This window comes from Novosphingobium subterraneum, assembly GCF_000807925.1.
GTDB lineage: Bacteria > Pseudomonadota > Alphaproteobacteria > Sphingomonadales > Sphingomonadaceae > Novosphingobium > Novosphingobium subterraneum.
This window is the reverse complement of sequence record NZ_JRVC01000002.1, coordinates 160,541-184,317: the sequence shown is the minus strand read 5'-3', so window position 1 is coordinate 184,317 and position 23,777 is coordinate 160,541. Positions and strand designations below refer to the sequence as shown.

The following is a 23,777-nucleotide window of genomic DNA, read 5'->3' as shown; positions in this document are numbered from 1 at the left end:
TCAGAGGGCTGCGATCAATGCCCGCGCTGCGGCCGGGTTGCGCTGCTTCGCGCCCGCGATGAACAGGATGTAGGCGTCCCTGCCGTTCTGTGCCCAGTCGCGGCCGCGCTTCGCCCACTTGCCGATCGCCGCGGGTTCGTAGCCGGTCTCGCAAGCTTCATTCGACTGCTGCAGCCGCGCGTACGAGAAATTCGCCGTCTGCTCGTCGATCTGCGGAAACTCGGCGTTGTCGGAGAATGCAACGGCAAAATTGCGATCGCGGCAGAGGTCAAGGAAAGCTGGATCGCAGAACGATACGTCGCGTACCTCGAGCACGTGTTGCAGCGCCACGCCGTCCTGGCGATCCGGGATCAGGTCAAGAAAGCGCGCAAAGTCCTCGCGTTCAAACCGCTTCCCTTCGCGGAACTGCCACAGGATCGGGCCCAGCCGGTCGCCGAGTGCAGTGAACCCTTGATCAAGGAACTTGCCGACGATCTCCTTGCTGTCCGCCAGCACCTTGCGCCGCATGGTATATTGCAGCGCCTTCAGGCTAAAACGGAAGCCTTCCGGAGTGGCCGCTGCCCAGCGCGCAAAGCTCTCGGGCTTTTGCCGCCGGTAGTAGGTCGCGTTTATCTCGATGCAGCTCAGCCTTGACGCGGCGTATTCAAGTTCTCGCCGGTGCGGGAGGCCCACCGGATAGAAAGCTCCCCCGCGCCAAGGTTCGTAGGTCCACCCGCCGATACCGACGCGGATGGACCCGTGCGTCACGCTTCCATCCAGTCCCGGAAAAAGGCTTCGTTGGCCTCGCGCAGCCTTGCCAGTTCGACGCCCGCTACCTGCGTTCCGCCGACCGTGCCAAGCCTGGTTGCACCTTGGAGAACTTCGCCAGCCTTGGTCGTGACGACATAACGTGACTGATCCTCGCCGAATGCCGAAGCCGTGGTCAGCGCCACGTCGAGCGAGCAGCCCTTGTCACCGGCCAGCGCCATTTCGGTCAGCGCTACGAGCAGGCCGCCGTCCGAGATGTCGTGGACAGCGGTGAGCTTGCCGGCCGCGATCCATTCGCGCACCTGTTCGCCGTTCTTGCGCTCGACAGCAAGGTCTACCGCAGGCGCATCGCCATCTTCGCGGCCATGCACTTCACGCAGGTAAAGCGACTGGCCGAGATGCGAGCCTTCATTGCCCACCAGCCAGATAACGTCGCCTTCGTTCTTGAACGCGACGGTGGTCATCACGTCGTGATCAAGCATCAGGCCGACGCCACCGATGGCAGGCGTGGGCAGAATGGCCGAACCACCGCCGGTGGCCTTCGATTCGTTGTAGAGCGAGACGTTGCCCGAGACGATCGGGTAATCCAGCGCGCGGCAAGCATCGCCCATGCCGTTCAGCGCCTGGACGATCTGCGCCATGATTTCGGGGCGCTGCGGATTGGCGAAGTTGAGGCAGTTGGTGATTGCCAGCGGACGCGCGCCAACCGCGCAGATGTTGCGCCACGTTTCGGCCACGGCCTGCTTGCCGCCTTCATAGGGATCGGCATAGCAATAGCGCGGCGTGCAGTCGGTGCTGATCGCCAGCGCCTTCTTCGAGCCGTGGATGCGCACCACGGCAGCATCGCCGCCCGACTTCTGCAACGTGTCGGCACCAACCTGCGAATCGTATTGCTCGAAGATCCAGCGGCGATTGGCGAGATCGGGGCAGCCGATCAGCTTGACCAGATCGGCGCCAAGGTCCGCGCTCTCCGGCACAGAACCGAGCGGCGCCACGTTAGCCCACGCCTTGTAGTCTGCCAGCGAAAGCGCAGGGCGGTCATAAAGCGGGGCGTCTTCGGCGAGCGGACCCAGCGGAATGTCGCAGACCGTCTCGCCCTTGAACTTCAGCACCATGTGGCCAGTGTCGGTCACTTCGCCGATCACGGCAAAGTCCAGCTCCCACTTGCGGAAGATCGCCTCGGCCATGGCTTCCTTGCCGGGCTTGAGTACCATGAGCATGCGCTCCTGGCTTTCCGAGAGCATCATTTCGTAAGGCGTCATGCCCTCTTCGCGGCAGGGCACCTTGTCCATGTCGAGAATGATGCCAGCCTTGCCGTTGGTCGCCATTTCGACAGAGGACGACGTCAGGCCCGCCGCGCCCATGTCCTGAATGGCGACGATCGCATCGGTCGCCATGAGTTCGAGGCAGGCTTCGATCAGCAGCTTCTCGGTAAAGGGATCGCCCACCTGTACGGTCGGGCGCTTCTCGTCGGACTTCTCGTCGAAGTCGGCAGACGCCATGGTCGCACCGTGGATGCCGTCACGGCCGGTCTTGGAGCCGACATAGACGATCGGATTGCCTAGGCCCGTGGCCGCCGAATAGAAGATCTTGTCGGTGTCGGCCACGCCCACGGTCATCGCGTTGACGAGGATGTTGCCGTCATAGGCCTTGTGGAAGTTGGTCTCGCCACCGACCGTGGGCACGCCAACGCAGTTGCCATAGCCGCCGATGCCTGCGACGACGCCCTGCACAAGGTGCTTCATCTTCGGGTGATCAGGACGGCCAAAGCGCAGCGCGTTCATGTTCGCCACCGGGCGCGCGCCCATGGTGAAGACGTCGCGCAGGATGCCGCCAACCCCAGTTGCCGCGCCCTGATAGGGTTCGATGTAGGAGGGGTGGTTGTGGCTCTCCATCTTGAAGATTGCGGCCTGCCCGTCACCGATGTCGATCACGCCCGCGTTCTCGCCGGGGCCGCAGATCACCCAGGGCGCTGACGTCGGCAGCTTCTTGAGGTGGATGCGGCTCGACTTGTAGGAGCAGTGCTCCGACCACATCACCGAGAAGATCCCGAGCTCGACAAGGTTCGGCTCGCGTCCGAGCGCGTTCAGGACGCGCTGGTACTCTTCCTCGGACAGCCCATGGGCGGCGACGACATCTGGCGTGATTTCGGACATGGCGCGCGCCTTAGCGATGTGGGCGCGTGTAGGCTAGTCCTGTCAGGCGAATTTGAGCGCGATCCATGTTGCTGCCGTAGCGGCCACTGTCGTCGCGAACGTCCCCCAGATCACGTCGATCACGGTCACGTGCACCGGCCAGCGCGCCAGCACGGCCTGGCTGGTCAGATCGTAGGTCATGTAGCACATTGCGCCGAAGATCGCAGCGTTCAGCGCCGTCGCTCCCAGGCCCTGCGACAGGCCTGGCCGGACGGCGAACCACATCATTCCGCCAAGGTAGAGCAGGTAGAACACGATCGCCGGCCCCGCGCGGAATTGCGGCGCCAGCAGATCGCCCAGCGCGGGGCGATAGAGCTTTGACCCGGCCCAGCCCAGCCACACGGCGTCCATTGCGCCAAACACCACGGCGGCAGCGACATAGGCGATCACGTATTGCATGGAGTGCAGGTCCCCGGCTTGTTGCGGATCGAAGCTTGACCGCGCCCCATGGCCCCGTCAATGCTGCCCCAATGGGAACCGCACCTGATATCGCACCAAGCATCGCTGGCCTCAGCTTTGAAGAGGCTCTGAAGGAACTCGAGACAGTCGTGCGGCGGCTGGAAAGCGGCGATGCCCCGCTTGATGAATCGATCGATCTCTATGCCCGCGGCGATGCACTGCGCGCGCACTGCCAGGCGCGGCTCGATGCGGCGCAGGCGCGGATCGAAGCGATCGTGGCCGATCGTGATGGCAAGCCGCAGGGCCTGCGCCCGTTTGACGAAACCCAGGGCTGATCGGAGCTTCCGTCATGGCCGAAACCGGTCTGCTCAAGCCTGCGCTCAAGGCTATCGCCGAAGACATCGACAAGAGCTTCGACCTGCTCCTGCCCGTGCCCGGCGATCCCCGCGACCGGCTTGTCGAAGCCATGCGCTATGCCACGATCGGTGGCGGCAAGCGCGTCCGTCCGCTGCTGGTCTGCGCCACCGCTGCACTGTTCGGCGTTTCTCGCGAAGCCGCGGTCCGGGTCGGCACCGCAATCGAGGCAATCCACGTCTATTCGCTGATCCATGACGATCTGCCGTGCATGGACAATGACGCCTTGCGGCACGGCAAGCCCACCGTGCATCTCGCTTTCGACGATGCTGCGGCGGTCCTTGCTGGCGACGCGCTTCACGATTTCGCGTTCGAAGTCCTGTCCGATCCTGCAACCAGTGGCGATCCGTTCACCCGCATCGAACTGATCCGCACGCTTGCCACGGCCAGCGGCATGAACGGCATGTGCGGCGGGCAGATGATGGACATCGTTGCCGAAACCTCGAGCTTCGACCTGCCTACCGTGACGCGGCTGCAGCAGCTCAAGACGGGTGCGCTGCTTTCCGCCTCGGTTGAGATGGGCGCAATTCTCGGCAAGCTTCCGCCTGAAGGCCGTACGCACTTGCGCGGCTATGCTCGCGACATCGGCCTTGCGTTCCAGATTGCCGACGATCTGCTCGACGCCGAAGGCGACGAAGCCGCGGCGGGCAAGGCCCTGCGCAAAGATGAAGCGCAGGGCAAGGAGACGTTCCTCTCGCTGCTGGGCGCAGAGAGGGCACGCGAACAGGCGCGCATTCTGGTAGAACAAGCGATCGAGTTTCTGGCGAGCTATGGCCCTGAAGCCGATCTCCTGCGCGAACTGGCGCGCTTCATTGTCGAGAGGAATCACTGATGGCGCAGCGCATCGGCGTCTATCCGGGCACGTTCGATCCGATCACGCTCGGCCACCTCGATATCATCCGGCGTGGAGCCAAGCTGGTCGACAAGCTGATCATCGGCGTCACCACCAATCCCTCGAAGAACCCGATGTTCACGCCGGAAGAACGCATGGCCATGGTCAGCCGTGAAGTGGCGGACCAGGGAATCGACAATGTCGAGGTCGTGGGCTTCAATGCGCTGCTGATGAAGTTCGCCCGCGCCCAAGGCGCTTCGGTGATCGTGCGCGGGCTGCGCGCCGTTGCGGACTTCGAGTACGAATACCAGATGGCCGGCATGAACCAGCAGCTCGACGCCGAGATTGAGACCGTGTTCCTCATGGCCGACGTCAGCCTTCAGCCCATCGCATCGAAGCTAGTGAAGGAAATTGCGCTTTTCGGGGGCGAGATAGCCGATTTCGTCACGCCAATGGTCCGTGATGAAGTGGTCGCCAGGGTCGAGAAGCTTGGTCGTCTGGGCGACTACTGAAACAGAACGGCAATCGTTCATTGCAGCGACAGCGCGAGAAGCCTATCGGCGCTGCAGGTTATCCGGAGTTCGACTGTTCCATGGTTTCGCGCTTTCTCACCGCACTTGCGCTTGGCGCTGCCCTGATTGCCTCGCCTGCCATGGCGAAGGACGAGGCTCCGGCACCAGCGCCCAAGCCGCTCACCTATACGGTCAATGCCGATCAGTCCGTGGATCGCGAGAATATCCTCTACCTCGATCTTTCGAACGGTGGCCGTGTGGCCATTCGCCTGATGCCGGAGTGGGCGCCCAACCACGTTGAGCGGATCAAGACTCTTGTCCGCCAGGGTTTCTACAACGGCATCATCTTTCACCGCGTGATCGACGGCTTCATGGCCCAGACTGGCGACCCAACGGGAACTGGGCAGGGCGGTTCGCCGCTGCCTGACCTCAAGGCCGAGTTCAACGCCATTCCGCACGTGCGCGGATCGGTTTCGATGGCGCGCACGAACGAACCTGACACGGCCAACAGCCAGTTCTTCATCGTCTTCTATCCGCGCTTTGCCCTCGATCACAAGTACACCAACTTCGGCCGTGTGATCGCCGGCATGGACTTTGTGGACGCGATCGTGCGCGGTGAACCGCCGCAGAACCCGACGAAGATCGTGCAGGCCTCGATTGCGGCTGACAACAAGGCGGCCCCGGCGCCGGTCGCGCCAGCGGCACCGGCTGCCATCACGGCGGACATGCTCAGCAATTCTACGTCAAACTAAGGGCTCTCGAATCCTTGCCCAATTGCGGCTAGGGCGCGCCCATGCGCGTAGATCTCTTCGACTTCGAATTGCCTCAGGAAAATATTGCCCTGCGTCCCGCCCGGCCGCGTGATTCGGCGCGCCTACTTGGCGTTGGCATGGACGGGCCGTTCCGTGACCTCACAGTGCTTGATCTGCCCTCGCTGTTGAATCCCGGCGATGTTTTGGTGTTCAACGACACGCGTGTCATTCCGGCCCAGCTTGAAGGCCAGCGTCCAAGCTTGAACGGTGAGGGGGCGCGCCTCGGCGCCACGCTCCACAAGCGGATCGACCTGCGCCGTTGGCAGGCCTTCGTTCGCAACGGCAAACGCCTGCGGGAGGGAGACGAGATCAGGTTCGGCGCTGGCGTGTCTGCCTTTGCAGAAAGCCGCTTTCCCGATGGCAGCTGGACGTTGTTCTTTCCCGGCGAAGAGCCCGTCGAGGTCCTGCTGGAACGGGCAGGGCAAATGCCGCTGCCGCCCTATATTGCCGGCAAGCGCCCCACCGACGAGCGAGACCGCGAAGACTACCAGACGATGTTTGCGGCCAAGGATGGCGCCGTCGCCGCCCCCACCGCCGCGCTGCACTTCACGCCGCGCCTCATGGAAGCGATTGCCGAGCGCGGCATCCGCACTGAAACGCTCACCCTGCATGTTGGCGCGGGCACGTTCCTGCCGGTCAAGGCCGACGACACCAAGGACCACCAGATGCACGCGGAGTGGGGCACGATCGACTCCGCCACTGCAGACCGTCTCAACGCCGCCCGCGCGGACGGCAACCGCGTTATCGCCGTCGGCACCACCTCGCTCCGCCTGCTTGAGAGCGCGGCGGGCGAAGACAGGGTCATTCGCCCGTTCGAAGGCGATACCGCGATCTTCATCACGCCGGGCTACAGCTTCCGCGCAATCGACGGGCTGATGACCAACTTCCACCTGCCCAAGTCCACATTGTTCATGCTCGTTTCGGCGCTGATGGGGCTCGACCGGATGCAGGCGGCCTATGCCCATGCCATTGCCAGCGGCTACCGCTTCTACTCCTACGGCGATTCCAGCCTGCTCCTGCCATAAAGCGCAGTTTCGGCCGACGGTGTGCCGACTAGCCTGCCCCCCAACAGATATGGGAGAAGGGCATGATACCGGCACACGTTCCGGCAGACCGGGTGGTGGATTTCGACATCTTCAATCCGCCAGGGGTGGAGAGCGATTACTTCGCCGCGTGGAAGACGCTGCTTGATGGCCCCGGTCTTGTGTGGACTACGGTCAATGGCGGTCATTGGATCGCAGCGCGCGGTGACGTTGTGCGCCAACTGTGGGGAGATGCAGAAAGGCTCTCCAATCAGTGCCTTGCCGTGACTCCGGGCCTTGGCGAAGTCATGCAGTTCATTCCGCTGCAGGAGGACGGAGCAGCGCACAAAGCGTATCGCACGCCCGTGATGAAGGGCCTTGCCTCCCGTTTTGTCGTCGCCTTGGAACCCAAGGTGCGTGAAGTCGCGCGCGAACTGATCGAGGGGCTGCGCCCGCGTGGCGAGTGCGATTTCGTCAGCGACTTCGCCGAAATCCTGCCGCTGAACATCTTCCTCACCCTGATCGACGTACCGCTCGAAGACCGTCCTCGACTTCGCCAGCTCGGTGTCCAACTCACGCGCCCTGACGGTTCGATGACGGTCGAACAACTCCGGCAGGCGGCTGACGATTACTTGTGGCCCTTTATTGAAAGGCGCATGGCGCAGCCCGGCGACGACCTCTTCAGCCGCATCCTGTCGGAACCGGTCGACGGCAGGCCGTGGACGGTGGACGAGGCGCGGCGGATGTGCCGCAATCTTCTGTTCGGTGGACTCGATACGGTTGCTGCGATGATCGGGATGGTCGCGCTCCACTTGGCGAGGCACCCCGAGCACCAGAAGTGGATGCGCCACAACCCGCGAGAGTTGCCCGCAGTTGCCGATGAGTTGATGCGTCGCTACCCGACAGTTGCCGTGAGTCGCAATGCAGTTGGAGATATCCAAATCGACGGCGTCACGATCCGTGCCGGTGACCTTGTCTACTTGCCCAGCGTACTCCATAACCTTGATCCGAGAAGCTTTTCTGCGCCGGAAGAGGTGCGTTTCGACCGCGGCCTGACCCCGATCCGGCACACCACGATGGGCGTGGGCGCCCACCGCTGCGTCGGCGCAGGCCTTGCCCGCATGGAAGTGATTGTTTTTCTTGAGGAATGGCTCGCTGGCATGCCCGAGGTTCGCCCTGATCCGGAGCGTCCCGTCACCATGAAGGGCGGCAACGTCGGTGCCTGCACTTCGCTGCCATTGGTCTGGAATCCCTAGGAAAACCAGCCCCATACCAGCCGCACGGTCAGCCCGATGCTCACCACCACGAGCAGCGGGCGGATCACCTTGGCGCCGAACTTAGTGGCATAGTGCGAGCCGATCCACGCGCCGGTCATGGCACCGACGCCCATGCAAGCCCCGAGAATCCACATCGCCTGGCCACCGATGCTGAACACGATCACACTGGCTATGTTGCTGGTGACGTTGAGAAATTTCGTCAGGCCAGTGGCACGGGTAAGCCCCATGCCCCGCAAGCCAACCAGCGTTGTCGCAAAGAACTGTCCGGCGCCCGGCCCGAAAAAGCCATCGTAAAACGCAACCCCGGCCCCCACCGGCATGTAGCCGCGCTCGGACAGGCGGCCCTTGCGGTCTTCGTCGGTCATGCCCGGCGACAGGACAGTGTAGAGCGCCACAGCAATCAGCAGCACTGGCACGACGAGTTTGAGGACGTCCGCGCTAAGGTGCTGAATTGCCAGCGATCCTGCCATTGCGCCGACAAAAACGATGGCGGCTGTCGCGGCGTTCTTGCGGAAACTGAACAGACCTGCCTTGTGATAGCGCCACGTGGCCATCGACGTGCCGCACATTGACTGGATCTTGTTGGTCCCCAGCACCACATGCGGGGGCAGGGGGGTGGACAGCAGCACCGGCATCATCACCAGCCCGCCGCCGCCGGCCACGGCGTCGATGAACCCCGAAAGCACGGCAACGCAGGTCAACGCCGGGTAGAACCAGAGATCGAGATGGGCGGGTTCTATCAGGAGCAGGTCTGGCATTTGCGCGCTTTGGCGATTGCGCCTAAGGGCCGCAACACTCTTTTTGCCGAGATCTCCGCACGATGACCCGTTTTGCCTTCGATATCCACGCCACCGACGGAAAGGCGCGCACCGGGACGATCCGGATGATGCGCGGTGACATCCGCACCCCGGCGTTCATGCCGGTAGGTACCGCCGCAACGGTAAAGGCGATGAAGATGGAAGACGTGCGCGCCAGCGGTGCGGACATCATCCTCGGCAACACGTATCACCTTATGCTCCGCCCCGGAGCAGAGCGTGTCGCGCGTCTGGGTGGCCTGCACAAGTTTGGCGGTTGGGACCGCCCGATCCTGACCGACAGCGGCGGCTACCAGGTGATGAGCCTTTCGGACTTGCGCAAGATCACCGAGGAAGGCGTGACCTTCGCCAGCCACCTCGACGGTTCGCGTCATTTGTTGAGCCCGGAGCGTTCGATGGAAATCCAGCGTCTGCTGGGGTCCGACATCGTCATGTGCTTCGACGAATGCCCGCGCGCCGACCAGCCGCGCGATGTGATCGCAAAATCGATGGAAATGTCGATGCGCTGGGCAAGGCGCAGTCGCGACGCTTTCAACGCCGGGGCCGAACATGCCGAACGCGCGGCGCTGTTCGGAATTCAGCAGGGCGCGCTTGACGAAGGCTTGCGCAAGGCCAGCGCCGACGCCCTGACCGACATCGGGTTCGACGGCTATGCCATTGGTGGCCTTGCCGTGGGGGAAGGGCAGGAGGCGATGTTCGCTACGCTCGACTTCGCGCCGCAGCAGTTGCCTGCGGATCGTCCGCGCTATCTGATGGGGGTCGGCAAGCCCGATGACCTTGTCGGTGCGGTCGAGCGCGGGGTCGACATGTTCGATTGCGTCCTGCCGACCCGGTCCGGGCGCAATGGGCAGGGCTTTACCTGGAACGGCCCGGTGAACATGCGCAACGCCCGGCATGCGGAAGATACCGGCCCTCTCGACGAACGCTGTCCATGCCCGACTTGCACCAAATACAGCCGCGCCTACCTGCACCACCTGCACAAGTCGGGCGAGATGCTTGGGGCCATGCTGCTGACCGAGCATAACCTGTGGTTTTACCAGCAACTCATGGCAGGCATGCGCGCGGCGATCGCAGAAGGGCGCTTTGCGGCCTTCGCAGCCGATTTCAGACGGGACTACTTCGCGCGTTAGGCGGCAATGCCCTCTGCACCGTCCTGCATCATCGGGTCCTGCGTCTCCAACCTCGTGTCCTTGTAGGCATAGAATTCGCCGGTACGCTCATCGAGAAAGCCGGCGCCGATGGCGAAAGCCTGGCGCTGCGCGGTGAGCAAGTCCGGATACCATTTGCCGATGCGATGCGGGGTGACGAAGCGATAGAGACACATGCCATCCCAATGGTCGCGCGCCCCGAGAGTTCCCCGAATTGCTGTAAATTTCACCTGCGAAACGACACGTAACAGCTTGTTTGCACATACGAAAAAGGCGGAGCTTGCGCCCCGCCTCTTCCATGTGTCGCAGTGGTTGGAATACCGATCAGCGCGAATAGAATTCGACGACCAGGTTCGGTTCCATCTTCACCGGATAGGGTACTTCGTCCAGCGTCGGAACGCGGGTGAAGGTGGCCTTGTCGCCTTCGGCGGCGACGTAGTCGGGAACTTCACGCTCGGGCAGCGACTGCGCTTCAGCGATGAGGGCCATTTCCTTGGCCTTCTTGCCGAGGCTGATAACGTCGCCGGGGCGAACGCGACGCGAGGCGATGTTGCACTTCACGCCGTTGACGTAGATGTGACCGTGAGAAACGACCTGGCGAGCCGAGAAGATGGTCGGCGCGAACTTGGCGCGGTACACGACCATGTCAAGGCGCTGTTCGAGCAGGCCGATCAGGTTCTGACCGGTGTCGCCCTTCATCTTCGACGCTTCCTGGTAGGTGCGCTTGAACTGCTTCTCGGTCACATCGCCGTAGTAGCCCTTGAGCTTCTGCTTGGCGCGGAGCTGGATGCCGAAGTCCGAGACCTTGCTCTTGCGGCGCTGGCCGTGCTGGCCCGGGCCATACGAGCGGCGGTTCACCGACGACTTGGGACGACCCCAGATGTTTTCGCCGAGACGGCGATCAATTTTGTACTTGGATGCCTTGCGCTTGGACATGCGCTGCCTTTCAATCTGCCTGCACCGGCAACGCGCCGATGCTTCAAGTCCCGGACACGCACCACTTTGCCAATTGCGAAGTGCGGCCACCGCTTCACCGGGAGTGCAGGGCCAATTGCGAAGCGCGGCCAAGAACAGACAATTAGCCCTTTGTCAAGGGCAGCGGCCATAGACAGGGTAGCGAAATTGGGGTGCTATCGAAAATGATGCACGAAGGGCCGCCTCGTTCTGACCAGTCGCAGCCGTTGGAATCCCTTTCCGGCGGGTTGGAGGCGATCGACCTTCAAATACTTTCGCTTTTGTCTCAACGATTTGGGTTGGCTGCGAGCACTACGGTTCAACGAGAGCTTTCTGACGACGAGCGCAAGGCCCAGATGGCGGTGATTCGTCGTCGCGCTTTCGAGCTCGGTATTCCCGTCGGGCTTGTAACCGATTTCTGGGATCGGCTGATGGACGCCGCAGATGCGGTACAAGCCCAGCGAAACCATCGCGTGATCAACGACTGAAGTTCAACTGCGCGGCTCGTCCCCCGGCTTCGAGCCTTCCTTGCGGCGCAGGGCGCTCAGCACCCCGCGCATGGTGCGCACTTCGAGATGGTTCCAGCCTGGTTTGGTCAGCATGGTGCGCAATGTGCGTCGCGTGGCGGCCGCGCGTGCCTCGGGCTCGAAGTAGCCGCGCGGTTCAAGCATCGTGCAAAGCTGTTCGAACATGCCTTCAAACTCTTCCTGCGGGGCAGGGGGCAGCATGTCCTCTACGGTAGGCTGAACCAGATCGACGTGCTTGGACCACTCGTACGCGCAAAGGATGACGGCCTGCGCGAGGTTGAGAGAACCGAATTCCGGGTTGATCGGTACGGTGATGATGGCGCGGGCCAGCGCCACGTCGTCGGTCTCAAGGCCTGACCGTTCCGGTCCGAAGATGATCGCGCTGCGGCCCTGCGCGGCGATGATATCCTTCGCTGCCTGTTCCGGCGTCAGCACGGGCTTGGTCACGCCACGCTTGCGGACAGTAGTGGCGAAGACATGCGAGCAATCGCTGACGGCATCAGCGAGGGTATCGAAGACCTGTGCTTTCTCCAGAACCCTGTCGGCGCCAGCTGCGGCGGGACCGGCGGACGGATTGGGCCAGCCATCGCGCGGAGATACAAGTCGCATCTCTGTCAGGCCGAAATTCAGCATGGCACGCGCGGCCTTGCCGATGTTCTCGCCAAGCTGGGGGCGGACCAGGACGATGACCGGCTGGCGCTTTTCTGGATCGGTCATGTTCAGGCGCGGCCGCTCATTTCCTGGACGCTCGAAGCGAATTCTTCAAAGTCACGCGCTTCGGTGAAATCGCGATAGACGCTGGCAAAGCGGATGTAGGCCACGCTATCAAGCTGGCGCAGACCTTCCATAACCATCTCTCCGATGACCTTGGACGGTACTTCTGAATCGCCCATGGTTTCGATCTGGCGCTGGATGCCCGAGACGAGCTGGTCGAGGCGCTCCTGAGCGACGGGGCGTTTGCGGCAGGCGAGCGAAACCGATTGTTCGATCTTGAACCGGTCGAACGGTTCACGTCGTTCCCCGCTCTTGACTACGACGACCTCACGCAACTGCACCCGCTCGAACGTCGTGAACCGCGCCCCGCAGCCTTCGCACTGACGGCGCCGGCGGATCGAGGTGTTGTCCTCGCTCGGCCGGCTGTCCTTCACCTGGCTGTTGTCATGGGCGCAGAACGGGCAACGCACGGCTTAGCGCTTGATCCTCTGCCAGAAGGCAATGCCAGCACCCACGGCAAGGCCAAGCGGGAGCGAGACGACAGGAAGGAGCACACCGGCCACCGCCCCGATGGCCGCGCCGGTCAGGACCGGCTTGGTCGATGGGTGGGCCATGCCCTCCTTGGCCATGCCGGAGATTTCCTGCTTGGCGCGAGCGGCGAGATCGTCGTGGTCGTTCATAAGCTTACAGCTCCGGATAGATCGGGAACTGCGCGCAAAGCTCCGCGACGCGATCGCGCACGCGCTGTTCGACCTGACCATCGCCCTCATCGCCATTGCGCGCAAGGCCATCGACCACTTCCACGATCAGCTTGCCGATGGTGCGGAACTCTTCCTCGCGGAAACCGCGGGTGGTGCCAGCCGGCGTGCCGAGGCGGATGCCCGAAGTGACGAAGGGGGAGCGCTTGTCGAACGGGACGCCGTTCTTGTTGCAGGTGAGCCAGGCGCGATCGAGACCCTTCTCGGCGGCCTTGCCGGTCACGTCCTTGGCAGTCAGATCAACCAGCATAAGATGGTTGTCGGTGCCGCCGGAAACGATGCCGAGGCCGGCGTCCTTGATGCTTTCGGCAAGCGCCTTGGCATTGGCGACGATCTGGTGGGCATAGGCCTTGAATTCGGGGCGCAGCGCTTCACCAAAGGCAACCGCCTTGCCCGCGATGACGTGGACCAGCGGACCGCCCTGAAGGCCGGGGAATACGGCGGTGTTGAACTTCTTGGCCAGATCCTCGTCATTGGTGAGGATCACGCCCGAACGCGGGCCGCGCAGGCTCTTGTGGGTCGTCGTGGTGACGACGTGGGCATGCGGGAACGGCGAGGGGTGGGCGCCGCCTGCAACGAGGCCCGAAATGTGCGACATGTCGACCAGCAGCCACGCGCCGATTTCATCGGCAATGGCGCGGAAGGCGGCCCAGTCCCAGGTGCGTGAATAGGCGGTGCCACCGGCGATGATCAGTTTGGGCTTGTGCTCTCGGGCAAGACGGGCAACCTCGTCCATGTCGATCATGTGATCGTCGGGGCGCACGCCGTAAGGGATCACGTTGAACCACTTGCCGCTCATGTTCACGGGGCTGCCGTGGGTGAGATGGCCACCCGAATTCAGGTCGAGGCCCATGAAGCTGTCACCCGGCTGCAGCAGCGCGAGAAACACGGCCTGGTTCATCTGGCTGCCCGAGTTGGGCTGAACGTTGGCGAAGTTGCATCCGAACAGCTGCTTGGCGCGCTCGATCGCCAGGTTCTCGACGATATCGGCGTATTCGCACCCACCGTAGTAGCGCTTGCCCGGGTAGCCTTCGGCGTATTTGTTGGTGAAAACCGATCCGGTGGCTTCAAGCACGGCGCGGCTGGTGATGTTTTCCGAAGCGATCAGCTCGATCTTGGTCTGCTGGCGGTGCAGCTCACCCTTGATGGCGGCGAACACTTCGGCATCGGCCGTTTCCAGATGCTCGGTGAAGAAGCCGGCTTTGCGGATTTCCGGCGCTGCTGTGGCGGTGGTCATCTCTGGGGGCTCCTTCAGATTGCGGGGTTGGAAAGCTTTTCGACGCGGCCGGCATGGCGGCCACCGCCGAATTCGGTGGAAAGAAATGCGTCAAGACAGGCCTTGGCCATGTCCTCGCCAGTCAGGCGTGCGCCCATCGCAATGACATTTGCATCGTTGTGTTCGCGCGCGAGTGCTGCGGAGAGCGGTTCCGAAACCAGTGCGCAGCGGCAGGCCGGTTCGCGGTTTACTGCGATCGAGATGCCGATACCTGATCCGCACAGGGCGACGCCCCGCTCGGCAATGCCTTCGGCTACCACCGAGGCCAGTTTGTAGCCATAGTCGGGATAGTCGACGCGATCGGCGGTCTCTGGCCCGAGGTCGGCAACTTCATGGCCAAGGCCGATGAGATACTCACGCAGTGCGGCCTTCAGGTCGACAGCGGCGTGATCGGAAGCGATGGCGATACGCATGGGGATCGTTACTCGACAGCGGTATTAGGGGATTCGTTGGCGCGCCCATAGGCTCTTGCAGCGCAACAAGCCACCGCAAATCGCTGGAGGAAATCTGCCCGATGGGGCTCATCCTAACAGGTGGGAGCGTCATGGCGGTTGCGACCGGATCGCGCGATGCGTAAAGGCCCGGCAATCAGGATCGGACGGGACGAACAGGAATGCCGCAGGAACACGTGCTCATCGCCGGGGGCGGCATTGGCGGGCTCACGCTCGCACTGACGCTCCACCAGATCGGGGTCTCCTGCACGGTCTTCGAATCCGTTCGTGAATTGAAGCCGCTGGGTGTCGGCATAAATCTCCAGCCCAACGCCGTTCGCGAACTCGAAGACCTCGGCATCGGTGAGGCCGAGATGGATGCCGTGGGCATTCCGGCGCGTGAGTGGGCCCTGGTCGGGCCGAATGGACGCGAGATCTACTCCGAACCGCGTGGCAAGCTGGCCGGGTATAACTGGCACCAGTATGCCGTGCACCGCGGCGAATTCCACATGCTGCTCTACCGCAAGGTGATCGAGCGCATCGGGCCGCAAGCGGTGAGACTGGGCAGCAAGGTTACGGGCTATCGCATGGAAGCGAATGGTTCGGTCACCGCCTTGGTCGAGGATCGCTCGGGCAAAGTCGAAGAGGCGGCAGGAACGCTGCTGTTCGGGGCAGACGGCATACATTCGGCAATCCGCGCGCAGATGCACCCCGATCAGCCTCCGATCCATTGGGGCGGCACGATCATGTGGCGCGGCACTGCCAAGGGCGTACCGATCCGTTCGGGATCATCGTTCGTCGGCCTTGGCACGAGCCGGCATCGCGTGGTGATCTACCCGATTTCGCACCCGGATGCGGACGGCTTGTCCGATATCAACTGGATCGCCGAGCAGACGTACGACACCAGTCACGACTGGACCAAGTCGGGATGGTTCAGGCCTGTCGAAATGGCGGAGTTTGCGCACGAGTTCGACGGGTTCGTCTATGACTGGCTTGATCTGCCGGCTCTGCTGGCAAAGTCGGACATGGCTTACGAGAACCCGATGATAGATCGCGATCCCTTGCCGACCTGGGTCGATGGGCCGGTCGGGCTGATTGGGGACGCGGCACATCCGATGTATCCCACGGGGTCCAACGGCGCCTCGCAGGCAATTGTCGACGCACGCCAGATTGGACGCATCATGGTGGAGCGCGGCGTTACGCCCGAGGCGCTTGCCCAGTTCGACGCCGAATTCTGTGGCCCGATCGGCCAGGTCGCGATGCGCAACCGCGGGGCGGGCCCGTTCGGCCTGCTCAATATGGTGGACGAACGTTGCGGCGGTCAGTTCGAGAATATCGACGATGTCATCCCGGCTGCGGAGCGAAGTGCCTTCATGCTGGCCTACCAGCAGGCTGCGGGCTTTGCCAAGGACCGCCTGAACGGCGCGCCGAGGACCATTCCTGAAGGTGCGCAAGTCGCCAGGGTGCCCGCGTGACCATTGCGCTGACCCATGTGACCGATCTGGTTGTCGAACTGTCGAGGCCCCACGAGATGGGCGAATGCCCAATAGGTGTCCGGCGGATCATTCCGATTGTCGGAGGTAGCGCCGATGGACCGCTGCTCGGCGGCCGCATTCTGCCAATCGGGGCCGACTGGCAGACCGTCTCACGCGGAGGGATCGCCGAACTGGATGCGCGCTATGCGATCGAGACCAGCGACGGCGCGGTGATCGAAGTCATCAGCCAAGGCATTCGCCACGCAACGGCAGAGGTGCATGCGCGCATTGCTGGGGGCGAGGAAGTCGACCCGGCCGAGTACTACATGCGCACGGCAATCCGGCTCGAGACCGGACATGCCGGATACGATTGGGTCAACCGCGCCCTGTTCATCGCGAAGGGCGGGAAGGTTGGGAATACGGTCCGTCTGGCGGTCTACAGGATCGACTAGCAGCTTCGACTGCCGGTCCGGAAGTCAGTCCAGCAATGCGCGGTGTCGGCTGGAGAGAAAGATCGCATTCTTTCGGGTGAGATCGCCCGGCACGAGGCGTTTTCCGTTCCAGCCGTAAGGCGACAGACCGAGTTTGCCGAGGACAGCAACGGCAGACGCGTCGGGCCGTTCGATCAAGATCACCGGCTGATGCGAGGCGATCGTTTTGATGCCACCGCCGATGACTTGCGATTCGAAGCCTTGCACGTCAATCTTGATGATGTCCGGGGCGAGTTCCAGCGCGTCGAGCTTCTCGATCCTTACCTTATAGCTGTCGATTACAAGCCGATCTGGCGTGAAACGCGCCATGCGCCGCTCATCAAGCCACTGGACCGCAGCTTCGCGGTCAAGAGAGGCAATGCCGTCATAGACGAAGTTGCGATAGCGCGGCACGTGGATGTGCTGTTCGCCAGTTGCAGCGCCGAGTGCAATCTCACGCACATCCACGTCGCTGTCCCCTGAGAATCGCTGGCGAAGTTCTTCCGCCAGCGAGGGGATCGGTTCGATGGTGATGATCTTTCGCGGCCGTGCATAGCGCTGCAAGGCCACAACGCTTTGCCCCCAATTGCCGCCTATGTCGATCGCGAGGTCCAGCGGGGCGAGCTTTCGCAGCAGTCGTATCTCGGGGTCGACAAACAGGCCAAGATGGCGCGTGGCAAGGTTGTAGGCCGAAAACTTTGCGCGACGCACCGCGGGAAAATGCGTCTGCAGATCTCGCAACTGCCTCCGCAGTTCGCGCAATGGCCAACTTTCGGGACGATACCCCCATTCCAGAACTGGTCCGGGGGCAGCGCCTTCCATCAGCGGATTGCTTACTGGTCGAGGAACGAGCGCATCTTGCGCGACCGCGACGGATGCTTGAGCTTGCGCAGCGCCTTGGCCTCGATCTGGCGAATACGTTCGCGGGTGACCGAGAACTGCTGGCCGACTTCTTCCAGCGTGTGGTCGGTGTTCATGCCGATACCGAAGCGCATGCGCAGCACGCGCTCTTCACGCGGGGTGAGGCTGGCAAGCACGCGGGTGACCGTTTCCTTCAGGTTGGCCTGGATCGCCGCATCGACCGGAATGATCGCGTTCTTGTCCTCGATGAAATCGCCGAGGTGGGAATCTTCCTCGTCGCCGATGGGCGTTTCGAGGGAGATCGGCTCCTTGGCGATCTTCATCACCTTGCGAACCTTTTCGAGAGGCATCGACAGACGCTCGGCCATTTCTTCAGGCGTCGGTTCGCGGCCCTGCTCGTGCAGGAACTGGCGGCTGGTGCGAACCAGCTTGTTGATCGTCTCGATCATGTGGACCGGGATACGGATCGTTCGGGCCTGATCTGCGATCGAGCGGGTGATGGCCTGCCTGATCCACCAGGTGGCATAGGTCGAGAACTTGTAGCCGCGGCGGTATTCGAACTTGTCGACCGCCTTCATCAGGCCGATGTTGCCTTCCTGAATGAGGTCAAGGAACTGCAGGCCGCGGTTCGTGTACTTCTTGGCGATGGAGATCACGAGGCGCAGGTTGGCCTCGACCATTTCCTTCTTTGCGATGCGTGCTTCACGCTCGCCTTTCTGGACCATGTTCACGATGCGGCGGAATTCGCCCAGCGACATGCCGGTGGCAGCCGCGATGTCGGCAATCTCGGCCCGAATACGCTCAACCGGAGCTGCCTCGTTCGCAGCAAACGCTGCCCACTTCTTGTCGCGGCCGGACAAGGCTTGCAGCCAACCGTCGTCAAGCTCATGCCCGACATACATGTCGAGGAAGTCCTTGCGCGACACCTTGTGGCGCTCGGCAAGGCGCAGCATCTGGCCGCCCAGCGTCGTCAGGCGACGATTGAAGGCGTAGAGATTGTCGACGAGGTATTCGATCTTCGAAGCGTGGAACTGCACGGATTCGACCTGTGCCGTCAGGTCTTCGCGCAGCTTCTGGTATTGCGCTTCCTTGGCGGCGGGGAAATCATTGCCCATGCCAAGCGCGTCGAGACGCTCTGCTTGGATCTTCTCGAAGGCACGGAACAGCGAGGTGATTTCGGCAAAGCGCTCAAGCGCCGCCGGCTTCAACTGCGCTTCCATCTGGGCGAGGCTGAGGGTGTTGTCCTCTTCTTCTTCCTCGGCCGGACGGGCGCGGCGCTCGCGCAGTTCGTCGTCCTCGTCGTCGGAGGATTCTTCCTCCTCGACGTCCTCTTCTTCCTTGAAGGTGGGGCCGGCGGTGGCTTCGCTGATCTCGGGCTCGGCCTCTTCACCGTCTTCCGACAGGTTTTCGGGCTGCGGTTCCTTCGAAAGCATGGCGTCGAGATCGAGAATCTCGCGCAGCTGCATCTCGCCGGCGTTCAGCGCGTCGGACCACTGGATGATGGCGTGGAATGTGATCGGGCTCTCGCACAGGCCCATGATCATGGTGTCGCGACCGGCCTCGATGCGCTTGGCGATGGCGATTTCGCCCTCGCGGCTGAGCAGTTCAACGGCGCCCATTTCACGCAGATACATGCGCACCGGGTCGTCGGTCCGCTCGACCGTTTCCTTGCGCTTGATGACGTCCGGGCGGTCCTCGACGGTCTCGGCTTCGTCGAGTTCGTCGTCCTGAGCCTTTTCCTCGGGATCAACCGCGTCCTCGTCGCTCTCGACGATGTTGACGCCCATCTCGGAGATCGCGGCCATGATGTCTTCGATCTGCTCGGAAGACATCTGGTCCTGGGGAAGGGCCTCGTTCAGCTCGTCATACGTGATGATCCCGCGGCGCTTGGCGCGCGCGATCAACTTCTTGATCGATGCATCGTTGAGGTCGATCAGCGGAGCGTCGCCGCTATCGGTCTTGTCGTTCGAAGCCATTTAACCCAGGTACCACCATCTGAGAACCGGGCCGAAGGCGACCCGGTTTGCGCCATTGCTATAATTATAACGCAGCACGAGCACGGCCCATTTGCCCCAAACGGGCACGCAAAGCCATACTCCGCGCTATCAATCTTTGCTGTTCGGCGAAGTTTTCTTCCGAAAGCTCGGTTTCAACGCGCTTGTTTGCCTCGACAAGCGCCTCTTCAACCGCTGGCCATTCAACCAGAATGGCAATTGCCTCGGCAAGTTCGTCTCCTGCCGAATCACCACCGCTGGCCAAAAAACCGAATCGCATCCCGGCATAGTCCTGCGCCGACGGGAGCCTGAGCCCACGTTCCAGCAATATGGTGCGCAAGGTCGCGCTTTCAAGCGGTTGTGCCCCGTCCGACGTGACAAGCAGTGCATCGATCAGTGCGCAAGTGTCTGGATTCTCGGGCTGAAGGCGGGCGAGGGCGTCAGCATGGCGCGCAATGTGCTGCGGATGGCAGATCAGACCGTCGAGCACGGCTGCCAGCAGGCTGTTGCTCGGCCCCGTGCCGATGCGCAGCATTTTCGCCTTGTCCTGCTCGGCAAGTGGTGGCGGTGCCGGTTTCCAGGGCTGGCCTTTCGCGCGTGAACCTGACGGTCGTGGCTGAAAAGGCGCCCGTTCCTTTCGGGCGAACGCCAGTTCGCCAAATCGCTCGGTCAGTTCGCGCCTGTAGAGCGACTTGATGTCGGGGTGCTGGATGGTCTCGCAATGGGAAAGCAGCCTGGCCTTCAATCCAGCCTTGTCTTCTGGCGTCGCCAGCGGGGCAGCATCGCGTTCCGCTTCCCAGAGAACGTCGACGAGGCTTCGGGCACCGTCCAGCAATTCCTCCATCGCCGCCGCGCCCTGCTTTTTCACGACGTCGTCCGGGTCCATGCCTGCTGGCAGCGTGACGATGCGCAGCGAATGTCCGGGGCGGAGCAGGGGCAGGGCGCGCGTGATCGCCCGCATCGCTGCGCGCTGGCCCGCGCTGTCGCCATCGAAGCAAAGCGTGGGCGTTTCGACCAGTCGCCACAGGCGTTCGATCTGGTGCTCGGTCAGTGCCGTGCCAAGCGGGGCGACCGCTTCGCCGATTCCTGCGGCCGCGAGCGCCACCACGTCCATATATCCTTCGACGACCACGACACGTCCGCTCTGGCGGGTAGCAGGCCCGGCGCGATGCAGGTTGTAGACCGTGCGGCCCTTGTCGAACAGCGGCGTATCGGGAGAGTTCAGGTACTTTGGCGCGTCGGTCTTTTCCGCAGTGAGGATGCGACCGCCGAACGCAATCACGCGACCGCGCGGGTCAAGGATCGGCAGCATCAGGCGGCCACGGAAACGGTCGTAGGGTTCCTTGCCTTCGACCACGATTCGCAAGCCAGCCTCGATGAGCATCTCATCGGGGAAGGCCGACAGCGCCTCTTTCAGCGCAGTGCGGCTATCCGGAGCGAAGCCGAAGCCGAAATCCCGCACGATCTGTGCCGGGAACCCGCGAGAGGCGAGATAGCGTCGCGCCTCCGCACCACGCTCCTCGCCAAGGCAGCGCACGAAGAAGTCCTGCGCCGCCTGCATAACGTCATGCAACGACTTCTGCTGCTCAGCCTTCCTTGCTGCGCGGGGATCGGGGGCAGGAACTTCCATTCCAGCCTGCAGCGCCAGTTCCTTCACCGCGTCCATGAAGGGCAGGCCCTGATGGTCGGTCATCCAGCGGATGGCGTCGCCATGCGCGCCGCAGCCGAAGCAGTGGTAGAAGCCCTTCTCGTCGTTTATGGTGAAGCTGGGCGTCTTCTCGTTATGGAACGGGCAGCAGGCCTTGAATTCGCGCCCCGCCTTGGTGACGCGAACGCTCCGCCCGATCACGCCCGAAAGCGAGATGCGGGAGCGGAGTTCGTCCAGCCATTGCGGGGTGAGGCTCATGGCGCGGTCAGGCCGAAAGCGCCGCCTTCACCAGCCCGCTTGCCTTGCCCATGTCGAGCTGTGTGCCGTGCTTTGCCTTCAATGCGGCAACGACCTTGCCCATATCCTTCATTCCAGCCGCGCCGGTCTCGGCGATGATTGCGCCGATGGCGGCCTTGGTGTCGTCCTCGCTCATCTGTTGCGGAAGAAATTCCTCGATCACCGCAAGCTCGGCCTTTTCGACTTCTGCGAGTTCCTGGCGGCCGCCCTGTTCATAAAGCGAGATCGATTCGCGGCGCTGCTTCGCCATCTTCTGCAAAACGTCGGTGACGAGCACGTCATCCTCCGGCACAGCCGAGGCGGTGCGCAGTTCGATGTCCTTGTCCTTGAGCTTGGCGAGGATCAGGCGGACAGCGGCGAGGCGGGGCTTGTCGCCCGCTTTCATGGCCGAAACCTGCGCGGCCTTGATGGTATCGCGGATCATGTAATCGTATTTCCCGTGGAGTTCTCCGCCGTCATGGCGAGAAACCTTCCATGTAGGCCAAACTTTCGGGAATCGCTAGGTTGACGCTGCGTCGAGTCGGGTCTAGCAGCCGCCCCTTAGCAACATCGCCAGAACACCTGCCAACGGAGCGCCCCATATCATGGCCGACCCCGCACTTTCGCACGCGCCTCAACCAGATGGCGCGACGGGAGTCCTCGTACTTGCCGATGGGTCTGTTGCCTGGGGACGTGGTTTCGGCGCTGCCGGCGCAGCCGTCGGCGAGGTGTGCTTCAACACCGCGATGACCGGCTATCAGGAAGTGATGACCGATCCGTCCTATGCGGCGCAGATCGTGACGTTCACCTTCCCGCATGTCGGCAACGTCGGCACCAACCCCGAAGACATGGAAAGCCATGACACGCCCGGCGCCGTCGGCTGCGTGGTGCGCGAGGATGTGACTGCGCCTGCCAACTTCCGCAGCGCCGGCACCTTCCAGCAGTGGATGGAAAAGCAGGGTAAGATCGGCATTTCCGGCCTCGACACCCGCGCCCTGACCCGCCGCATTCGCATGAGCGGCGCGCCCAACGCGGTGATCGCACACGATCCCAAGGGAGAGTTCGACATCCCCGCATTGGTCGAGCGTGCGCGCAACTGGCCCGGCCTTGAAGGCATGGACCTTGCCCGCGTCGTCACGCGCGATGGGCAGGAGGCCTGGGAAGGCTCGGTCTGGCATCTCGGCAAGGGCTATGGCCGCTCACCGCATGACAAGCGCCCCCACGTCGTCGCCATGGACTTCGGTGCGAAGGACAACATCTTCCGCAACCTCGTGAAGGCGGGCGCGGCGGTGACGGTGGTTCCCGCCGAGACCTCGCTGGAAACGATCCTTGAATTGAAGCCCGATGGCGTGTTCCTGTCGAACGGCCCGGGCGATCCGGCGGCGACGGGGGCCTATGCCGTGCCGGTGATCCAGAAGCTGCTCGAGATGGACATGCCAGTCTTCGGCATCTGCCTCGGCCACCAGATGCTGGCGCTGGCCGCCGGCGCCCGCACCACCAAGATGCACCAGGGCCACCGCGGTGCGAACCACCCGGTCAAGCGCATGGAAGACGGCGTGGTCGAGATCACCTCAATGAACCACGGCTTCGCGGTCGACAACGCACCGGGCGCGCTGGGTGACAACGTGGTCGAAACCCACGTCTCGCTGTTCGACGGCTCGAACTGCGGGATTGCGGTGAAGGGCAAGCGGGCATTCGGGGTGCAGTATCACCCCGAGGCATCGCCGGGACCGCAGGACAGCTTCTACCTGTTCGAGAAGTTTGTGGGGATGTTGGGGTGATGAACTTCCTGCGTCGCTGGTTCGGACCAAAGCAGCGGTCGGTCTTTTCCGACGAGGCTGTCGGGGACGAACAGTACGACCCTGAGACGCAGGAAATGATCCTCTCCAGCTTTGATCTGCTTGAACATATGTCTGCCAAAGGGGAAAGTTTTGAGAAGGAGAGGGTAGTTAGCCATTTCTTCGCGGGCGAACCCCGGAACGTCAGCCGCGCAGCCTTGATGTTTCAGGACTTGGCATTTGTAACCGACATACCCGATCATGATCGCCTACACGTTGTCGGCCGAGCGCTCCTTTCACATCAGTGGGTCGAACAAACCATGCCATTGATGTGTCGTTTGGCTGGCGAGTTTGAACTGAATTACGACGGCTGGGATTGTGGGCCTGAAATTGGCCCTGACCAGCAACTGACCATTTTGAACTGACTCCGGCGACGGCCGTC

The 23,777-nt window shown here is 62.7% G+C and carries 27 protein-coding genes; 12 read left to right on the top strand and 15 right to left on the bottom strand.

Going from position 1 to position 23,777, the window contains the following annotated elements:
• Genes NJ75_RS02825 through NJ75_RS02815 form a run of 3 tightly spaced genes read right to left on the bottom strand, consistent with a single transcriptional unit; the run spans position 1 to position 3,341 of the window.
• Positions 1-747, bottom strand: a complete 747-nt coding sequence (locus NJ75_RS02825) for a DUF72 domain-containing protein (RefSeq protein WP_039331287.1) — start codon at positions 745-747, stop codon at positions 1-3.
• On the bottom strand, positions 744-2,903 hold the full coding sequence (gene purL, locus NJ75_RS02820) for a phosphoribosylformylglycinamidine synthase subunit PurL (protein WP_039331286.1): 2,160 nt from the start codon (positions 2,901-2,903) through the stop codon (positions 744-746). The genes NJ75_RS02825 and purL overlap by 4 nt, the downstream gene beginning before the upstream one ends.
• Positions 2,904-2,945: 42 nt before the next feature.
• Positions 2,946-3,341 carry a DUF2177 family protein gene (locus NJ75_RS02815; RefSeq protein ID WP_039331284.1) on the bottom strand — a complete coding sequence of 132 codons (396 nt, stop codon included), beginning with the start codon at positions 3,339-3,341 and terminating at the stop codon, positions 2,946-2,948.
• A gap of 71 nt (positions 3,342-3,412) precedes the next feature.
• On the opposite strand from NJ75_RS02815, the gene NJ75_RS02810 reads away from it, so the two are divergent.
• From NJ75_RS02810 to NJ75_RS02785, 6 genes are all read left to right on the top strand, one after another.
• Positions 3,413-3,676 (top strand): exodeoxyribonuclease VII small subunit, encoded by a 264-nt coding sequence (locus tag NJ75_RS02810; RefSeq protein WP_039331283.1) that lies wholly within the window; start codon positions 3,413-3,415, stop codon positions 3,674-3,676.
• 14 nt (positions 3,677-3,690) lie between these two features.
• Positions 3,691-4,587: a polyprenyl synthetase family protein gene (locus NJ75_RS02805; protein WP_039331281.1), complete on the top strand. Its 897-nt coding sequence runs from the start codon at positions 3,691-3,693 to the stop codon at positions 4,585-4,587.
• The gene (coaD, locus tag NJ75_RS02800; RefSeq protein ID WP_039331280.1) at positions 4,587-5,099 is read left to right on the top strand and encodes a pantetheine-phosphate adenylyltransferase; all 513 of its coding nucleotides are present in this window, start codon (positions 4,587-4,589) and stop codon (positions 5,097-5,099) included. Before NJ75_RS02805 ends, coaD begins: the two co-directional genes overlap by 1 nt.
• A gap of 80 nt (positions 5,100-5,179) precedes the next feature.
• Positions 5,180-5,851, top strand: a complete 672-nt coding sequence (locus tag NJ75_RS02795; RefSeq protein WP_039331493.1) for a peptidylprolyl isomerase — start codon at positions 5,180-5,182, stop codon at positions 5,849-5,851.
• A gap of 41 nt (positions 5,852-5,892) precedes the next feature.
• Positions 5,893-6,936, top strand: coding sequence for a tRNA preQ1(34) S-adenosylmethionine ribosyltransferase-isomerase QueA (gene queA, locus NJ75_RS02790; protein ID WP_039331278.1), 1,044 nt, complete (start codon positions 5,893-5,895; stop codon positions 6,934-6,936).
• A gap of 62 nt (positions 6,937-6,998) precedes the next feature.
• Positions 6,999-8,189, top strand: a complete 1,191-nt coding sequence (locus NJ75_RS02785) for a cytochrome P450 (protein ID WP_039331276.1) — start codon at positions 6,999-7,001, stop codon at positions 8,187-8,189.
• Here the strand turns inward: NJ75_RS02785 and NJ75_RS02780 are convergent.
• Positions 8,186-8,968: a TSUP family transporter gene (locus NJ75_RS02780; RefSeq protein ID WP_039331275.1), complete on the bottom strand. Its 783-nt coding sequence runs from the start codon at positions 8,966-8,968 to the stop codon at positions 8,186-8,188. The genes NJ75_RS02785 and NJ75_RS02780 overlap by 4 nt on opposite strands.
• Before the next feature lie 62 nt (positions 8,969-9,030).
• Between NJ75_RS02780 and tgt the strand changes: the two genes are divergently transcribed.
• Positions 9,031-10,155 (top strand): tRNA guanosine(34) transglycosylase Tgt, encoded by a 1,125-nt coding sequence (gene tgt, locus NJ75_RS02775; RefSeq protein WP_039331273.1) that lies wholly within the window; start codon positions 9,031-9,033, stop codon positions 10,153-10,155.
• Here the strand turns inward: tgt and NJ75_RS02770 are convergent.
• Positions 10,152-10,403, bottom strand: coding sequence for a hypothetical protein (locus NJ75_RS02770; protein WP_236727043.1), 252 nt, complete (start codon positions 10,401-10,403; stop codon positions 10,152-10,154). The two genes, tgt and NJ75_RS02770, sit on opposite strands and share 4 nt — an antisense overlap.
• A gap of 94 nt (positions 10,404-10,497) precedes the next feature.
• The gene (gene rpsD / locus NJ75_RS02765; protein WP_039331270.1) at positions 10,498-11,109 is read right to left on the bottom strand and encodes a 30S ribosomal protein S4; all 612 of its coding nucleotides are present in this window, start codon (positions 11,107-11,109) and stop codon (positions 10,498-10,500) included.
• A 203-nt stretch (positions 11,110-11,312) separates the two neighbouring features.
• On the opposite strand from rpsD, the gene NJ75_RS02760 reads away from it, so the two are divergent.
• Positions 11,313-11,615, top strand: a complete 303-nt coding sequence (locus NJ75_RS02760) for a chorismate mutase (RefSeq protein WP_052241883.1) — start codon at positions 11,313-11,315, stop codon at positions 11,613-11,615.
• Positions 11,616-11,618: 3 nt separating this feature from the next.
• Here the strand turns inward: NJ75_RS02760 and NJ75_RS02755 are convergent, their stop codons facing one another.
• The 5 genes from NJ75_RS02755 to rpiB are packed head-to-tail and all read right to left on the bottom strand — an operon-like array spanning position 11,619 to position 14,815.
• Positions 11,619-12,371 carry an RNA methyltransferase gene (locus NJ75_RS02755; protein ID WP_039331268.1) on the bottom strand — a complete coding sequence of 251 codons (753 nt, stop codon included), beginning with the start codon at positions 12,369-12,371 and terminating at the stop codon, positions 11,619-11,621.
• A gap of 2 nt (positions 12,372-12,373) precedes the next feature.
• On the bottom strand, positions 12,374-12,838 hold the full coding sequence (gene nrdR / locus NJ75_RS02750; RefSeq protein ID WP_039331266.1) for a transcriptional regulator NrdR: 465 nt from the start codon (positions 12,836-12,838) through the stop codon (positions 12,374-12,376).
• A 3-nt stretch (positions 12,839-12,841) separates the two neighbouring features.
• Entirely contained in the window at positions 12,842-13,048 is a 207-nt protein-coding gene (locus tag NJ75_RS02745) for a hypothetical protein (RefSeq protein ID WP_039331264.1), read from the bottom strand.
• Positions 13,049-13,052: 4 nt separating this feature from the next.
• Positions 13,053-14,363, bottom strand: a complete 1,311-nt coding sequence (glyA, locus tag NJ75_RS02740) for a serine hydroxymethyltransferase (protein WP_039331262.1) — start codon at positions 14,361-14,363, stop codon at positions 13,053-13,055.
• Positions 14,364-14,377: 14 nt separating this feature from the next.
• Complete coding sequence (gene rpiB, locus NJ75_RS02735; RefSeq protein WP_039331261.1) at positions 14,378-14,815, bottom strand: ribose 5-phosphate isomerase B; 438 nt, start codon at positions 14,813-14,815, stop codon at positions 14,378-14,380.
• Positions 14,816-15,015: 200 nt separating this feature from the next.
• On the opposite strand from rpiB, the gene NJ75_RS02730 reads away from it, so the two are divergent.
• Together NJ75_RS02730 and NJ75_RS02725 are read left to right on the top strand one after the other, a co-directional pair.
• Positions 15,016-16,308 carry a flavin-dependent oxidoreductase gene (locus tag NJ75_RS02730; protein WP_039331259.1) on the top strand — a complete coding sequence of 431 codons (1,293 nt, stop codon included), beginning with the start codon at positions 15,016-15,018 and terminating at the stop codon, positions 16,306-16,308.
• Positions 16,305-16,760 (top strand): DUF3237 domain-containing protein, encoded by a 456-nt coding sequence (locus NJ75_RS02725; protein ID WP_039331257.1) that lies wholly within the window; start codon positions 16,305-16,307, stop codon positions 16,758-16,760. Before NJ75_RS02730 ends, NJ75_RS02725 begins: the two co-directional genes overlap by 4 nt.
• A gap of 24 nt (positions 16,761-16,784) precedes the next feature.
• On the opposite strand, the gene NJ75_RS02720 is transcribed toward NJ75_RS02725, so the two are convergent.
• The 4 genes from NJ75_RS02720 to NJ75_RS02705 form a co-directional block, all read right to left on the bottom strand.
• Complete coding sequence (locus NJ75_RS02720; protein WP_236727042.1) at positions 16,785-17,489, bottom strand: FkbM family methyltransferase; 705 nt, start codon at positions 17,487-17,489, stop codon at positions 16,785-16,787.
• Positions 17,490-17,611: 122 nt separating this feature from the next.
• The gene (gene rpoD / locus NJ75_RS02715; RefSeq protein ID WP_039331253.1) at positions 17,612-19,615 is read right to left on the bottom strand and encodes an RNA polymerase sigma factor RpoD; all 2,004 of its coding nucleotides are present in this window, start codon (positions 19,613-19,615) and stop codon (positions 17,612-17,614) included.
• A 64-nt stretch (positions 19,616-19,679) separates the two neighbouring features.
• Positions 19,680-21,539: a DNA primase gene (gene dnaG, locus NJ75_RS02710; RefSeq protein ID WP_039331251.1), complete on the bottom strand. Its 1,860-nt coding sequence runs from the start codon at positions 21,537-21,539 to the stop codon at positions 19,680-19,682.
• A gap of 7 nt (positions 21,540-21,546) precedes the next feature.
• Entirely contained in the window at positions 21,547-22,002 is a 456-nt protein-coding gene (locus NJ75_RS02705) for a GatB/YqeY domain-containing protein (RefSeq protein WP_039331249.1), read from the bottom strand.
• A 160-nt stretch (positions 22,003-22,162) separates the two neighbouring features.
• Here NJ75_RS02705 and carA point away from each other — a divergent pair, with 160 nt between their 5' ends.
• Together carA and NJ75_RS02695 are read left to right on the top strand one after the other, a co-directional pair.
• Positions 22,163-23,338, top strand: a complete 1,176-nt coding sequence (gene carA, locus NJ75_RS02700) for a glutamine-hydrolyzing carbamoyl-phosphate synthase small subunit (RefSeq protein ID WP_039331247.1) — start codon at positions 22,163-22,165, stop codon at positions 23,336-23,338.
• Positions 23,338-23,760: a ribonuclease E inhibitor RraB gene (locus tag NJ75_RS02695; protein ID WP_039331245.1), complete on the top strand. Its 423-nt coding sequence runs from the start codon at positions 23,338-23,340 to the stop codon at positions 23,758-23,760. Before carA ends, NJ75_RS02695 begins: the two co-directional genes overlap by 1 nt.
• Positions 23,761-23,777: the final 17 nt, after the last annotated feature.

Excerpts from the sequence above, each read along its gene's own strand:
- purL (WP_039331286.1), bottom strand. The coding sequence starts at position 2,903 with ATGTCCGAAATCACGCCAGATGTCGTCGCCGCCCATGGGCTGTCCGAG.
- NJ75_RS02815 (WP_039331284.1), bottom strand. The coding sequence starts at position 3,341 with ATGCAATACGTGATCGCCTATGTCGCTGCCGCCGTGGTGTTTGGCGCA.
- NJ75_RS02810 (WP_039331283.1), top strand. The coding sequence starts at position 3,413 with ATGGGAACCGCACCTGATATCGCACCAAGCATCGCTGGCCTCAGCTTT.
- NJ75_RS02805 (WP_039331281.1), top strand. The coding sequence starts at position 3,691 with ATGGCCGAAACCGGTCTGCTCAAGCCTGCGCTCAAGGCTATCGCCGAA.
- coaD (WP_039331280.1), top strand. The coding sequence starts at position 4,587 with ATGGCGCAGCGCATCGGCGTCTATCCGGGCACGTTCGATCCGATCACG.
- NJ75_RS02795 (WP_039331493.1), top strand. The coding sequence starts at position 5,180 with ATGGTTTCGCGCTTTCTCACCGCACTTGCGCTTGGCGCTGCCCTGATT.
- queA (WP_039331278.1), top strand. The coding sequence starts at position 5,893 with ATGCGCGTAGATCTCTTCGACTTCGAATTGCCTCAGGAAAATATTGCC.
- NJ75_RS02785 (WP_039331276.1), top strand. The coding sequence starts at position 6,999 with ATGATACCGGCACACGTTCCGGCAGACCGGGTGGTGGATTTCGACATC.
- NJ75_RS02780 (WP_039331275.1), bottom strand. The coding sequence starts at position 8,968 with ATGCCAGACCTGCTCCTGATAGAACCCGCCCATCTCGATCTCTGGTTC.
- tgt (WP_039331273.1), top strand. The coding sequence starts at position 9,031 with ATGACCCGTTTTGCCTTCGATATCCACGCCACCGACGGAAAGGCGCGC.
- rpsD (WP_039331270.1), bottom strand. The coding sequence starts at position 11,109 with ATGTCCAAGCGCAAGGCATCCAAGTACAAAATTGATCGCCGTCTCGGC.
- NJ75_RS02760 (WP_052241883.1), top strand. The coding sequence starts at position 11,313 with ATGATGCACGAAGGGCCGCCTCGTTCTGACCAGTCGCAGCCGTTGGAA.
- NJ75_RS02755 (WP_039331268.1), bottom strand. The coding sequence starts at position 12,371 with ATGACCGATCCAGAAAAGCGCCAGCCGGTCATCGTCCTGGTCCGCCCC.
- NJ75_RS02745 (WP_039331264.1), bottom strand. The coding sequence starts at position 13,048 with ATGAACGACCACGACGATCTCGCCGCTCGCGCCAAGCAGGAAATCTCC.
- glyA (WP_039331262.1), bottom strand. The coding sequence starts at position 14,363 with ATGACCACCGCCACAGCAGCGCCGGAAATCCGCAAAGCCGGCTTCTTC.
- rpiB (WP_039331261.1), bottom strand. The coding sequence starts at position 14,815 with ATGCGTATCGCCATCGCTTCCGATCACGCCGCTGTCGACCTGAAGGCC.
- NJ75_RS02730 (WP_039331259.1), top strand. The coding sequence starts at position 15,016 with ATGCCGCAGGAACACGTGCTCATCGCCGGGGGCGGCATTGGCGGGCTC.
- rpoD (WP_039331253.1), bottom strand. The coding sequence starts at position 19,615 with ATGGCTTCGAACGACAAGACCGATAGCGGCGACGCTCCGCTGATCGAC.
- dnaG (WP_039331251.1), bottom strand. The coding sequence starts at position 21,539 with ATGAGCCTCACCCCGCAATGGCTGGACGAACTCCGCTCCCGCATCTCG.
- NJ75_RS02705 (WP_039331249.1), bottom strand. The coding sequence starts at position 22,002 with ATGATCCGCGATACCATCAAGGCCGCGCAGGTTTCGGCCATGAAAGCG.
- carA (WP_039331247.1), top strand. The coding sequence starts at position 22,163 with ATGGCCGACCCCGCACTTTCGCACGCGCCTCAACCAGATGGCGCGACG.
- NJ75_RS02695 (WP_039331245.1), top strand. The coding sequence starts at position 23,338 with ATGAACTTCCTGCGTCGCTGGTTCGGACCAAAGCAGCGGTCGGTCTTT.